We start from the raw sequence: 14,043 nt of genomic DNA on the forward strand, positions 1-14,043 counted from the left end.
AAAAAGTATTTAAATGTTCAGTAATATTCTTAAAAGGCCTGTCCTTTCAATTATCATATCCGTCCTAATCGTCTTTTTAGGAATATTGGGTATCACCCAGCTCCCCATCACGCAGTTCCCTGCTATCTCGCCGGTGACCGTAAAGGTTTCGGCAGAGTATCCGGGTGCGAACGGTGAGCTGTTGGTAAAAACTGTAATCATTCCGCTGGAAAGAGCTATCAACGGGGTGCCTGGTATGAAGTACATGACTTCTGATGCCACCAACACCGGTGAAGCCAACATCCAGATCATTTTCGACCTGGGTACCGATCCAAACACGGCATCCCTCAACGTACAGAACCGTATTGCCAAGGTGCTCAACAAACTGCCACCACTGGTAATCCGCGAAGGTCTGCTCACCTCCCTCGAGCAACCTGCAATGTTGATGTACCTGAACCTGTATTCTAAAGATCCGAAAACGGATGAAAGGTTCCTGTACAACTTCGCCGATATCAACATCATGCCTGAGCTGACCCGTTTGCAGGGTGTGGGTAGTGCCCGTATACTTGGTACACGTGAATACTCCATGCGTATCTGGCTGAAGCCAGACCGTATGCTGGCGTACAAGATCTCTTCCGAAGAAGTGTTGAAAGCATTGGGCAACCAGTCGCTCGAAGCTTCTCCTGGTAAGACCGGCGAAAGCTCTGGTAAAAGATCACAGGCATTTGAGTATGTAATGAAATACTCCGGTCGTTTCAGTACCAAAGAAGAATATGAAAACATCGTACTGCGCGCCAATCCAAACGGTGAGTTGCTGCGCCTGAAAGATGTGGCAGATATTGAATTCGGTAGCTTATTTTACGATATCTATTCCAACCTGAATGGCAGACCTTCTGCCGCGATTGTAGTGAAACAGCTGTATGGTAGTAATGCGAGCAAGGTTATTGAAGAAGTAAAAGAGAAACTGCAGGAACTGAAGAAAACAACCTTCCCTGCGGGTATGGATTACGCGATCAGTTATGACGTATCTAAGTTCCTCGACGCCTCTATCGAAAAGGTAATACATACACTGGTAGAAGCTTTTGTGCTGGTAGGTATCGTGGTATTCATTTTCCTCGGCGACTGGCGTTCTACGCTGATCCCTACACTGGCGGTGCCTGTATCGCTGATAGGTACATTCATCTTCATGGGTATGTTTGGGCTGACGATGAACATGATCACGCTCTTTGCACTGGTACTGGCTATCGGTATCGTGGTGGACAACGCGATTGTGGTAATGGAGGCCGTGCATGCTAAGATGGAAGAAGAACATCTTTCACCATATATGGCTACCAAAAAAGTGGTGCATGAAATTGCGGGTGCGGTAATCGCCATCACCTTCCTGATGGTAGCGGTATTCGTGCCGGTAGCATTCATGACAGGGCCGGTAGGCGTGTTCTACAGGCAGTTTGCGATCACGATGGCGGTATCTATCGTACTCTCTGGTGTGGTGGCACTGACACTTACTCCGGCATTGTGTGCGATGATCCTGAAGAATAATCATGGTCAGCCGAAGAAGAAAAACCTGATGACCAAAGGGCTCGATGCTTTCAACAGGAGCTTCGAAAGACTGACCGGGCGCTATACTGGTTTGCTGAAGAAGATTGTGAATGTAAGAACGGTGACCTGGGGTATGTTGATCGGCTTCTGTCTGCTCACCTGGGGAATCAGTACTACCTTGCCTTCCGGCTTCATTCCTGCCGAAGACCAGGGTATGATCTATGGTATCATCCAGGCGCCTCCGGGTTCATCGCTGGAAAGAACTAACGAAATAGCAGAGCGCTTACAGAAGATCGCCGAAAAGATTGATGGTATCAGTTCAGTATCAGCACTGGCAGGTTATGAGATCCTGACGGAAGGTACAGGTTCCAACGCAGGTACCTGTCTGATCAACCTGAAAGACTGGACAGAGCGTAAGCAATCGGCAGAAGAGATCATCCGTGAACTGGAAGAAAAATCCAAAGATATTCCGGGTGCTACGATCGAGTTTTTCCAGCCACCAGCCGTACCTGGTTATGGTGCTGCGGGCGGTCTGGACTTGCGTTTGCTCGATAAGACCGGTACTGCAGACTATAAGAAATTTGAAAAGGTAAACAAGGACTTTGTAGATGCGTTGCAGAAGCGTAAGGAGCTGACATCTATCTTCTCGTTCTATAGTGCCTCTTATCCACAGTACATGCTGAAGATCGATAACGATGTGGCGCAGCAGAAGGGAGTGACTATCGAGAATGCAATGAACACTTTGTCTACACTGGTAGGTAGTAACTACGAAACCAGTTTTATCCGTTACGGTCGTTTGTACAAGGTGATGGTACAGGCAGCGCCACAGTACAGGGCATTGCCGGAAGACATTCTGAAGCTGTATGTGAAGAATGACAAGGAAGAAATGGTGCCGATGTCTGCATTCATGAAGATGGAGAAGTTCTATGGACTGAATGAAATTACCCGCTATAACATGTTTACATCATCTGCTATCAAAGGTGCACCTGCACAGGGGTATAGTAGTGGTGATGCGATTAAGGCGATACAGGAAGTAGCGGAGCAGACATTGCCAAGAGGTTATGGTATTGACTGGGGTGGTATGACGAAGGATGAAGTAGGCCGTGGTAATGAAGCGATTTACATCTTCCTGATCTGTCTGGTGTTCGTATACATGATCCTGGCGGCGCAGTACGAAAGTTTCATGCTGCCATTTGCGGTGATCCTGTCACTGCCTGCGGGGGTGTTTGGTTCCTTCCTGTTGGTGAAAATAATGGGATTGGAAAATAACATTTATGCACAGGTAGGTTTGGTAATGTTGATTGGGTTGTTGGGTAAAAATGCGGTGTTGATAGTGGAGTTTGCGGTGCAGCGGCATCGTGCGGGAGATTCTGTGGTGAATGCAGCGATAGAAGGTGCAAGAACACGTTTCCGTCCGATCCTGATGACCTCCTTCGCTTTCATCGCAGGTCTGATTCCGCTGGTGTATGCCACAGGTCCGGGTGCGATTGGTAACCGTACAATTGGTACGGCAGCTGCAGGTGGTATGTTGTTAGGTACTGTATTCGGCGTAATAGTAGTACCAGGACTGTACCTCATCTTCGGCAAGATTGCAGAGAAACGGAAGTTGTTGAAGAATGAAGAAGAGAATCCATTAACTGAAGAATTTGACCATAATGTTTAAGAGAAAGATATACCATTGCTTAGGGATCGCCTGTCTGTCGCTGACGTATTCGGCGTGTAAAATCCCGGCTGTTGTTGATAAACAGGAAAACAAAAACCTGCCAGCGAGTTTCAGTAGCACGCAGGATTCTACGAACACCGGCAAGGTGAAGTGGAAAGAGTATTTCACAGATCCTTATCTGGCGGCGCTGATTGATACGGCACTGCAGAATAACCAGGAGTTGAATATCACCCTGCAGGAGATCCAGATTGCGAACAATGAGGTGCGGGCTTCGAAAGGTGAGTACCTGCCATCGGTAGGCGTGAAAGTAGGTGCGGATGTGGATAAGGTAGGGCGGTATACCAATATCGGTGCGATGGAGGAGAACACGGAGATCCGTGAAGGGCATTCAATGCCTGATCCGGTGCCGAACTTTTTATTAGGCTTATATGCAAACTGGGAAGTGGATATCTGGCACAAGCTGCACAACCAGAAGAAAGCAGCGGTGGCGCGTTACCTGGCCAGTGTGGAGGGTAAGAACTTTGTGGTGACCAGCCTGATTGCTGAGATCGCAAATTCATATTATGAGTTGCTGGCGTTGGATAACCAGCTGGAGATTGTGAAGAAGAACATCGAAATTCAGACGAACGCACTTGAGATTGTAAAATTACAGAAAGAGGCAGCGAAGGCAACCGAGCTGGCGGTGCGTAAATTCGAAGCGGAGGTGTTGAATACACAGAGTTTGCAGTATGATATCAAGCAGCAGATAACAGAGACAGAGAATAAGATCAACTTCCTGTTAGGTCGTTATCCACAACCGATCGCCAGAAATACACAGGGCTTTAATGAGCAGGTGCCGGCGATAGTACATGCGGGTATTCCGGCAGATTTGTTGTCGAATCGTCCTGATATCAGGAAGGCAGAGTTGGAGTTGGCAGCGGCGAGACTGGATATCAGGGTAGCGAAGGCGCGGTTTTATCCGTCATTGGGATTGAGTGGTGGTATTGGGTATGAGGCGTATAGTCCTTCTTATTTGTTCTCTACACCAGCTTCGCTGATGTATTCATTGGCTGGGGATTTGGCGGCGCCGTTGGTGAATAAGAATGCGATTAAGGCTTCTTATTTGACGGCGAGTGCTAAGCAGGTTCAGGCGGTGTATAATTATGAGCGGACGGTGCTGAATGCTTATAGGGAGGTGACGAACCAGTTGTCTAAGATTGGAAATTTGGAGAAGAGTTATGAGTTGAAGTCGAAAGAAGTGGATGCACTGACGCAGAGTATAGATATTTCTAATGACTTGTTTAAGTCGTCCCGGGCGGAATATTTAGAGGTTTTGATGACCCAGCGTGATGCACTGGAGTCGAAGTTTGAGCTGATCGAAACTAAGAAGCAGCAGATGAATGCGGTGGTGAATATTTACCAGGCATTGGGCGGCGGCTGGAATTGATCGCGGTTTTAATTTTTACGAGGTGAAGGGCCGGGGGAGTATTTCTCCGGCCTTTTTTTAATTAGTCTATTCAAGCCATGACTGTTTTCTACGCATATCCTGCGTAGAATAAGGAATTCTTCCTTAACAAATGATTTGCAAGGAATCACACTGAGTTAAGTAATGTTTATTCCAACAGCAACTCCTTCACACTCACATTCCCCGGCAAATCTTCCACCAACACCCTTATCCGCCCTTTTTTCGGCATTTGCGTCACCTTAAAACTCCAATTCACGCCATTCCTTTCCTGCACCGCCCTTCCTTCCTCAATTACCTTTCCTCGCTCATCCTGTACTCTCACGCTCACTGACGCTACCCGAAACTCATTCTTCGCTGCCACCACAACTACATCTGTGGATTCTATTTTAATATCCTGTATCTGTGGCGAATGAAACGCATCCCGCACAGCCATATTATATGCATTCTGCCCAGGCCCCGCCAGGGACTTATAATAAGCCTTGACCACAGGATCCTGGATCGCCACTTTCGCATATGCGCTGGCAACAGTCATTTTCCATCTCACATCGAGCTGTTTCTGAGTCGGTTTCTTTGTGGATTTTCCGCGTTTTACGGCTACGATAATCTGGCCGTTTCGCTCATAGATGGTGATCTGGTCACCTAGTGTGCCCCGCACGTGTTGCAGGAGCAGATTGTTGTCTTTTACAATGGCCATAAGGCTAAAATTTGAGGTTCAAACAATACACTGAATGTACGACTTTAATATGAAGAGATCATCAAATTGATAAAATAAAGTCACTAAATAGGCACCTCATTATCGATTAGATAATGAGGTGCCTATTTAGTGACCTTGTAATGACGATAAAATGATGATATCTTACCGAAGCTTCGCCATCCTTTCTCCGTCAATCCCTGTTTCTTTATTCACAAATGCTGAACTATTATTTTTAGTTATGCACGATCAAATGAGCAGTGGTTCCAGTGCTGGAAACACCAGCCAAATAAACGGTATAGACCTTACCTGCCAATAAATCGGAAAATTCATAGTTCCCGACATTCCCATTCAATGCTGTACCATATACCCGTATAGAAAGGGTGCCAGGGTTTACGGTCTTATAGCCACTTGCTATATTCCTCGACACATTCGTAACCAGGTCATTTCCGGCCGAATCTTCAATCTTTATATCTGATGGGGCATCGTCACTTAAATGGATAAATCGTACTCTCACTTTACCACTGGCAGGAGCAGAAAGGTCATCCTCAAATACTTTCACACGCTCGCTTCCATTCCCACCTGCTAAGAACACAGTATAACTTTTACCATCGCCCACCCACAATTCACCTTCTGCATAAGTACTACCGGTGCTATCATTCCTATACTCTGCTACCAGCCGGGTACCAGAGACAGTTTTAATATAACCGGATGCATTGGTGAATGCAAGTCCGCCATTTACCAGGGCTGTTCCTGCCAGGTAAAAGCTTTGTGGAGTGGAGACCGGACCAGCATTTACTACTTTTAGGTCAATGGCCCCTGTTGCGTCAATATTATTTTTTTCGCAGGATGTAAATAGCACAGTTAATGCTAAAAGAGATTTGGCTAACCATACGCTGCCAGCATTTTTTGTAATTTTCATAATTGATCTTTTTGTTTTTTAGATACGGCCATGGTACAGTACGATGGCTATGTACGGGCATAGGTATCCCCGGATTGATAGAACTGGTTTGATGATATAGTGAAGGTAAAAGCTGTGGGAGGGGAGGAGAAGGGAAATTGTAACGAAACGGACAAAATGTAATCTTAAGCGGATAATTTGCGTAGATTTAATTATTATGGTAATATCTTGAATTGTAATGCCAGAATAATCCGGACTATGATCGCTCGCCAGACAGGACAATTTTACGGCCAGACCAACCAGTGCTTACAGCAAAATGGCCTGACCCTGACCGACACGGAATACACCCTGCCGGAGGTAGACTGGCATTACCATGAAAATGCCTACTTTACCTTTATCCTGCAAGGGCATGTCATAGAAGGAAATAAGCGGGAAATCTATCATTGCAGCCCCGGCGACCTGCTCTTTCACCACTGGCAGGATGCACATTATAATATCAAGCCACCCGGTTTTACCCGTGGGTTTCATATTGAAATTAACCCCGGTTGGTTTGCGCAATATGACCTGCCTGACAATCTTATTGAAGGGAGTGTGCGGCTCAAAGATCCGCGTCAAAAATTACAGATGTACCGGATATTCAGGGAGAGTAAGGAACAGGATTGCAGTGCAGCTATTGATACGTTACTGATAGAATTATTCACCACTACAGGTGTAGTGCCTGCCAATCTCCCTGCATGGGTAAAAAGACTCGATGCGCTCTTGCATGATGACAAGGAAAGTCATTTGTATACCTTGAAAGAACTGGCTACTGCTGTACAAGTACATCCTGTACACTTATCAAGAACATTCCCTGTTTATTTTAAGGCACGCCTTAGTGATTATCAGCGGCAACTCAAATTGCAGAAAGCCCTCAGCTTAATGGGAGATAAGAATCATACTTTGAGTTCCATTGCTGCCGCCTGTGGATTTGCGGATCAAAGTCATTTTATCCGCCAGTTTAAACAGGTTCAGCAAATGACCCCACTGGCTTATCGCAAAATGTTAACAGGATTCTATTTTTAAGAACGGTCCATTTTTAAATTTGAATGTTAACGAGATTCTATTTTTAAGAATATCCTGTCTTTTGAATTTAAATGTTAACAGGATTCTATTTTTAAGCACTTCCCATCTTTAAATTTGACCATGCAAAGATACCTACTCATTATTTGTTTATTACTGACGGCGCAAATTCATGCCCAGTCCATCATATTTTCCGGCGATTCTGTCTTTACGAATAAATCGAATTTGTCTATCACAGTAAATCTCAAACAACCGCTGATTAATTATTTAAAAGAACTGGCACCTGCTGATTCCCTGTGGAAAAAAGGGAACTACCAGTTTTCATTTTATGTGGATAACCACCTGGTTTACCATACAGAACTATGGCCGGGATTCCCTGATCCCCATGAGCAGCAATGGACAAAGCCACTCATTGATTACCAGCATGAAGGTGCCTACTGGAGCCAGTTTGCCTGGTACCGTTTCATGAATAACGGAGGTGAAAAAGCATTAACAGAAGGACCTCACACACTAAAAATTGAATTACGTCCCTATGTAACAATCCCCGATCTGAAAATAGGAGAGATCATTGCCGAAGGACAGTTCACCCTACATGTAAAGCGTACAACTCCTGCAGCGCCATTACCACTTGCCAAAGTTCAACCTTACAAAGACTTGCCTGTTTCTAAAGAGAAGTTTGATACCAACAAGTTAAAATTATTAAAAGGCCAGGTTGAAGCCGGTGTATTCCGCCATATCACCAGCCTGGTCGCTATCAAAAATAACAGGATCTTATTTGAAGAATATTTCGACGGCAACAACCGGAATAGCCTGCATGATGTTCGTTCTGTAGGAAAGACCTTTGCAGCGGCATTAACAGGTCTCGCTATCCGTGATGGATATTTAAAATCAGAAAATCAAACCTTAGGTGAGTTTTATACACTTCCAAAGGAAAAAGCAACCATCACATTGAAACAATTGCTCACTATGAGTTCTCCCTTTGATGGTGATGACAGTGATGAAAACTCACCGGGCAATGAGGAAAACATGTACCCTACTGAGAACTGGGTACAATTTACTTTGAACCTTCCTGTAGATACGCTCAAATACCATGGTCAGTGGCATTACTTCACAGCAGGTGTCATGCTCCTGGGAAGTACGCTTGATAAAATCATTCCCGGAGGGTTGGAAAAATATGCCGATAAAGTACTTTTCGCTCCACTGCATATTACTAATTACCAATGGCAATACACCCCACAACACGCTCCCAATACCGCAGGCGGTATACGTATGAACAGCCTGGACTTTGCAAAGTTTGGATTAGCCTATGCGAATGAAAAAATTATTCCTGCTGAATGGGTGGAGAAAAGCCTTTCTCATCAATTACCAATCACTGGCAGGGAAAATGAATTTTATGGCTACCTGTTCTGGAATAAGAAATATGGAAAGTATGAAACTTACTATTGCTCAGGCAATGGGGGGAACAAGATTTATATTTTTAAAGACCTGGTGATTGTGATCACCGCTACCGCTTATAATATGCCTTATGCACATGGACAGGTGGATAAGATGATGGAAGAATATATACTCCCGGCAATTTATTAAACCACAAAAACGTGGATAAAATGATGGAAGAATACATTCTCCCGGCAATTTATTAAACCACAAGAATGTAGATAAGATGAGGGAAGCGTATATCCTCCCGGTAATTTATTAACCCCCAAAAACGTGGATAAGATGACGAAAGCGTACATCCTTCCGGCAACTTATTACCCCCCCCAAAAACGTGAATAAGATAATGGAAGAATACCTCCCCCCTACAATTTTATGCCCCCCTAAAATGCTTCTACCAGAAATAACTCCAGGAACCAGATGACCCTCGCAAGCTGACATCCTCATATTCCCGCCTGCGCACGCCAAATTCCCGCTTACATCAATTAAAGAGCAGATATATTAAATGTAATTTAATCTAAATATTATTATACTTTTGTCTGAAGGGGACCGCCAACATTTAGAAGCATTTCTACGACCCTGAATTTTAATCAGATAACAAATGTCCAAACTACTAAGCCTATGCCTGTGGCTGATTATTGCATTGTTTCCTCTGCAAGCGGCATTTTCTTTCAACCGTATTTACGTCAATGTGAACAACCCTACACCCGGTACCGGTACGAGTTGGGCTACTGCCTACAATGACCTGTCGGCAGCATTAGCCGCGGGGAATCAGGCAGATACATTCTGGGTGGCGCAGGGTACATACCTGCCTACAACCACCGGCGACAGAACAATTGCATTTTCTCCTAAACCTTCGCAGGTGATCTATGGCGGGTTTAATGGTACAGAAGTGTTGCTCTCGCAGCGGAACTGGAAGACCAATATCACCATCCTGAGTGGAGATATCGGGGCTACCGGCATTGCGTCGGACAATTCCTATAGTGTACTACGCATCATCAACGCTTTGGTAGATGGCGTTACGATCAGGGATGGTCAGGCTGATTACAATTTTCCTGACCTGACGGCTAATATGTACAATACAGGCGGCGGCGTGAACCTCTATGCAGATGCTGCACAACCGACAGTGGCAGGAACGATTGCCAACTGCACGTTTACAAATAACTACGCTATTTACGGGGCTGGTATGGGTGGCATTGGCATTGCTACAGGCACCAGCACGCCCTATATCACAACCAAGGTATCAAAATGTATCTTTCTGAATAATACCGCCTATACTGCAGGTGGTGCTTTGTCTTTTAATTTCAAAGGTGCCTGCTGGGGGAATAATTATACTGACAACTGTATCTTCATTGATAATAACGCCACCTCCGGGCATGGTTCTGTCGTGGCCAACATCCTGGATGGAACTACCAGTGCTCACAGACCCTGGATGGACAACTCCGTGTTTTGGAACAATGGAGAAGACCTGGCATACAACTCTCTGGCGAATGGGGCTACAGGTGGACCTTATATAGAATTTGCCATTGTGTGGAGAACGGGTGCGGAGTATGGTGCTTCTAACTTCAGTGATGCAACAATCACCTGGCACGACAATGATATTTATACAGCCAGTGCAGGACTGCCTTCCAGCAATATAAACAGTGATCCGCAATTTACAGATGCATCAAATTATGATTTTCATGTGGCCCCCTGTTCACCTGTGATAGATGCGACGATTATTCCTATGATTGGGAGTAGTACGACGGATTATGATGGGAATCCACGTGTGAACAAGACATTGGATATAGGTATCTATGAATCTACAAAAACGATCTCCGCTGCGCCGACGGCCAGTCTGCAATACTTTTGTGAGAATATGAATGCTACCCCGCTGGTAGCAACCGGCGATAACCTGCTCTGGTATACTGCTGCCACAGGTGGTACCGGGTCTTCTACTGCCCCTACGCCAGTTACCACTACTGCTGGATATGCTTATTACTATGTAACGCAAACGACGGCGGGTGCTTGTGAAAGTAGCCGTACCAAGGTGACAGCATATACAAGCACGCAGCCTACAGCACCAACAGTTACTGATGTTACTTATTGTCAGGATGCTGTTGCGGTGCCATTAGGAACTACGGGTACAGCTTACTTATGGTACACCACGGCTACCGGTGGCACAGGTACTACCACAGCGCCTACACCATTCACTACTACACCGAGTGTAACTACTTATTATAAAGTGACAGTGTCCAGTGGGTGTGAGAGTACGCGTTCTCCACTCAATGTAACGGTAACGTCTACATCTGCTGCACCTGTTGTATCAGATGTGACTTATTGTACAAATGCAACAGCTTCGCCGCTGACTGCCACAGGCACTAACCTGACATGGTATTTATACGCCACAGGCGGGGTTGGTTCTGCTATTGCACCTACACCTGTAACAACTGTAAATGGTACCACTTATTACTATGTGACACAGACAGAAACAGGTAGTTGTGAGAGTGTGCGTACACCAATAAAGGTGACAGTGACCGGTAATGCACCAGCACCGGTAGTCACAGATGTGGCTTACTGTAGATATGAAACAGCTGCGGCACTGACAGCAACAGGTACGAATTTAAAATGGTATACTGCGGCGACAGGTGGTACAGCGCTTAGCGCAGCACCAGTGCCGGCTACCACAGTAATAGGCGTAACTTATTATTATGTATCGCAAACAGTAGGCTGCGAAAGTGATCGTGCACCACTGCAGGTAACTGTGAAAGGCATTCCGGCTGCACCGGCAGTATCGGATGTGACTTATTGTATAGGTTCAACAGCTGCGCAATTGACAGCGACCGGTACGAATTTAAAATGGTATACGACTGCTGCCGGTGGTACAGGGTCTGCTACGGCGCCTACACCATCAACAGCGGTAAATGGCACGACTACTTATTATGTAACACAAAATCCGGGATGTGAAAGTAACCGTGCAGCGTTGACAGTGACGATTGGTAGCCAGGCGACGCCGCCGATCGTGAATGATTTTACATATTGTCAAAATGCGCCGGCGCCGGCATTGTCAGCATCAGGTACTAACTTATTGTGGTATACTTCTGCTTCCGGTGGTATAGGTATATCTATTGCACCTACACCTAACACAAATAGTTTGGGTACTACTCATTATTGGGTGACCCAGCAGGATGCCGGTGGTTGTGAGAGTGAACGATCTGAACTGTCAGTGACTATTAGTGCGCAGGTACAACCGCCCCTGGTGAGTGATCTGGATTATTGTCTGAACCAGGCGGTGCCGCAACTGACAGCTACGGGTACGAATTTAAAATGGTATACATCTTCTACAGGCGGTACGGGATCTTCTACAGCGCCGATACCTGTTACATTGTCAGTAGGGGCAACGACTTATTATGTGTCTCAGACTGCAGGATGTGAAAGTGATCGTGCAGCACTAAAGGTCACGGTGCGTGCGTCTTCATCACCAGTTGTAACGCCATTGACTATATGCCAGTATGCTACGGCAACACCGGTTACAGCAGAGGGCGTGAATTTACTGTGGTATACATCCTCCTCCGGTGGTACAGGGTCCGCTACAGCGCCTACACCTTCAATATTGATACCGGGTACGATTACATATTATGTGAGTCAGACGGATGGTTGTGAAAGTGCGCGGGCCCCGATGACAGTGACAGTGAAACAAAGTCCGGTGGCAGACTTTACGACCAGTGGTGGTTGTGCGGGAACACCGATGACGGTGACACTGGTACCGGCGCAATCGAAAACGGCTTTCTATACCTGGAATTTTTATAATGCCGTGAGTGTGAGTGGCGATGATCCCGGGCCTTATGAAGTATTGTGGCATGATCCGGGAGAGTATACGGTTTCAATGATTGCATATGATGGTCAGTGTGAAGTGAAGGTAGAGAAAGTGGTATCAGTAGGAGTGGCGCCGGAGATCCGGGTGACACCGGTGACGGGGACTTATTGTATCAATGATACAGTGACATTGAGCGCGACTGGTGCAGCGACTTATGAATGGAGCCCGGCTACGAATTTATCTGCTTCTTCCGGGGCCGGTGTACTTGCAACTTTTAAAGGCGATGTAACTTATACAGTGACAGGTAAAGATGCCATTGGGTGTATGGGCACGGCAGCAGTTCATTTGAGTTTGAGTCCTGATTGTAAGATTTATTATATTTTACCTACGGCGTTTTCACCGAATGGAGATGGGTTGAATGATGTGTTTAGGGTGAAGACGTCTGACCTGCCGATGGTGTTCGTGATGAAGGTGTTTAATAGGATAGGGCAGCTGGTGTTTGAGTCGCACGATGTGAATGCGGGGTGGGATGGAATGCAGAAAAGTCAGCAGGCACCATTAGGAGCGTATGTGTATATGATTAGTGCGGTGACATCGGAAGGGAAGCATATTGAACAGAGTGGTAGTGTGGTGATAACGAGATAGTATTTGAATGATAATGTAAACCTGCGAAAGATTACTTAGCTCTGCAAAAAAGTATTCCACCCAATGAAAGCGCTTTTGCCGTAGGCAAAAGCGCTTTTTGCTATTTAGCAGTAGTAGGATTATACCCATATTGTTTTTTAAAAGCAAATGAGAAATGTGATAAGTTCTCAAAACCTGTATCCAGGTACACATCAGAAACCTTTTTCTTTTGCACAAAAATCTGGTAATGCGCCAGCTCTAATCTTTTTTGCGTCAGCCATTTCCCGGGAGTAGTCTGATAGATATGTTTAAAATCTTTTTTAAACGTCGTGAGACTTCTTCCCGTGAGGTAGCCGAATTTTTCTAATGGCAGGTTATACATATAATGCTGCTCCATATATTCTCCCAGGTCTATCTTCCCTGGTTCATCGAAGGTAGCCAGCACCTGGCTGGTTTGCTGATCTACTCTTTTCAGAATCGTTATTGTCTCATCTATTTTGAGTGCGGCGAGATCCGCGGGCAATTCTTCATGCATAGAAAAATAAGGCCGGAGCGAATTGAACAGACTTTCCAGCAGGGGATGGTGGGCGATTTTAAGATGACCGGTATGTTTACCCCCCATATGAGGTTCGAAATGTTTTCGTAATTGCTCTTCCGGGAATAAAATGGAAATGGATGTAAATTGTTTTTCACCCACCGGGTACTTGGCGAGCCTGCACAACTGATTGCGGGGAATCAGGACAGTGTCACCGCTGTTATATACCTTCTCCTGCGTGCCGTAATGAACACGAAGCTCCCCATCAAAGATGTGTAGCAGCGCATGCTGAGGGAGGATCACTTCACGGCTATAATGCTTTTCCTTTGAACAGGATAGAAATACACTTCCTTTGATGGGGGCTCCGTTATATTCCATATC

At 45.7% G+C, this 14,043-nt stretch carries 8 protein-coding genes; 5 read left to right on the forward strand and 3 right to left on the reverse strand.

What is annotated here, in order from left to right:
• Positions 1-13: 13 nt before the first annotated feature.
• Both ABDW16_RS02925 and ABDW16_RS02930 read left to right on the forward strand, forming a co-directional pair.
• Entirely contained in the window at positions 14-3,181 is a 3,168-nt protein-coding gene (locus tag ABDW16_RS02925) for an efflux RND transporter permease subunit (protein ID WP_343667618.1), read from the forward strand.
• Positions 3,174-4,607 carry a TolC family protein gene (locus ABDW16_RS02930; protein ID WP_343667619.1) on the forward strand — a complete coding sequence of 478 codons (1,434 nt, stop codon included), beginning with the start codon at positions 3,174-3,176 and terminating at the stop codon, positions 4,605-4,607. The genes ABDW16_RS02925 and ABDW16_RS02930 overlap by 8 nt, the downstream gene beginning before the upstream one ends.
• A gap of 166 nt (positions 4,608-4,773) precedes the next feature.
• Here the strand turns inward: ABDW16_RS02930 and ABDW16_RS02935 are convergent, their stop codons facing one another.
• Positions 4,774-5,319 carry a hypothetical protein gene (locus ABDW16_RS02935; protein ID WP_343667620.1) on the reverse strand — a complete coding sequence of 182 codons (546 nt, stop codon included), beginning with the start codon at positions 5,317-5,319 and terminating at the stop codon, positions 4,774-4,776.
• Between the two features lie 232 nt (positions 5,320-5,551).
• Positions 5,552-6,238: a DUF4397 domain-containing protein gene (locus ABDW16_RS02940; protein WP_343667621.1), complete on the reverse strand. Its 687-nt coding sequence runs from the start codon at positions 6,236-6,238 to the stop codon at positions 5,552-5,554.
• Between the two features lie 237 nt (positions 6,239-6,475).
• On the opposite strand from ABDW16_RS02940, the gene ABDW16_RS02945 reads away from it, so the two are divergent.
• From ABDW16_RS02945 to ABDW16_RS02955, 3 genes are all read left to right on the forward strand, one after another.
• Positions 6,476-7,279, forward strand: a complete 804-nt coding sequence (locus ABDW16_RS02945; protein WP_343667622.1) for an AraC family transcriptional regulator — start codon at positions 6,476-6,478, stop codon at positions 7,277-7,279.
• A 120-nt stretch (positions 7,280-7,399) separates the two neighbouring features.
• Positions 7,400-8,860 carry a serine hydrolase gene (locus tag ABDW16_RS02950; protein WP_343667623.1) on the forward strand — a complete coding sequence of 487 codons (1,461 nt, stop codon included), beginning with the start codon at positions 7,400-7,402 and terminating at the stop codon, positions 8,858-8,860.
• 448 nt (positions 8,861-9,308) lie between these two features.
• Entirely contained in the window at positions 9,309-13,148 is a 3,840-nt protein-coding gene (locus tag ABDW16_RS02955; protein ID WP_343667624.1) for a gliding motility-associated C-terminal domain-containing protein, read from the forward strand.
• A 100-nt stretch (positions 13,149-13,248) separates the two neighbouring features.
• On the opposite strand, the gene ABDW16_RS02960 is transcribed toward ABDW16_RS02955, so the two are convergent.
• Entirely contained in the window at positions 13,249-14,040 is a 792-nt protein-coding gene (locus ABDW16_RS02960; RefSeq protein ID WP_343667625.1) for an AraC family transcriptional regulator, read from the reverse strand.
• Between the last annotated feature and the right edge of the window lie 3 nt (positions 14,041-14,043).

This window comes from Chitinophaga sp. (assembly GCF_039596135.1).
GTDB lineage: Bacteria > Bacteroidota > Bacteroidia > Chitinophagales > Chitinophagaceae > Chitinophaga.

Bases quoted from the DNA above. Each gene is read 5' to 3' on its own strand.
- ABDW16_RS02925 (WP_343667618.1), top strand. From the start codon at position 14: ATGTTCAGTAATATTCTTAAAAGGCCTGTCCTTTCAATTATCATATCC.
- ABDW16_RS02960 (WP_343667625.1), bottom strand. From the start codon at position 14,040: ATGGAATATAACGGAGCCCCCATCAAAGGAAGTGTATTTCTATCCTGT.
- ABDW16_RS02935 (WP_343667620.1), bottom strand. From the start codon at position 5,319: ATGGCCATTGTAAAAGACAACAATCTGCTCCTGCAACACGTGCGGGGC.
- ABDW16_RS02955 (WP_343667624.1), top strand. From the start codon at position 9,309: ATGTCCAAACTACTAAGCCTATGCCTGTGGCTGATTATTGCATTGTTT.
- ABDW16_RS02930 (WP_343667619.1), top strand. From the start codon at position 3,174: ATGTTTAAGAGAAAGATATACCATTGCTTAGGGATCGCCTGTCTGTCG.
- ABDW16_RS02950 (WP_343667623.1), top strand. From the start codon at position 7,400: ATGCAAAGATACCTACTCATTATTTGTTTATTACTGACGGCGCAAATT.
- ABDW16_RS02945 (WP_343667622.1), top strand. From the start codon at position 6,476: ATGATCGCTCGCCAGACAGGACAATTTTACGGCCAGACCAACCAGTGC.
- ABDW16_RS02940 (WP_343667621.1), bottom strand. From the start codon at position 6,238: ATGAAAATTACAAAAAATGCTGGCAGCGTATGGTTAGCCAAATCTCTT.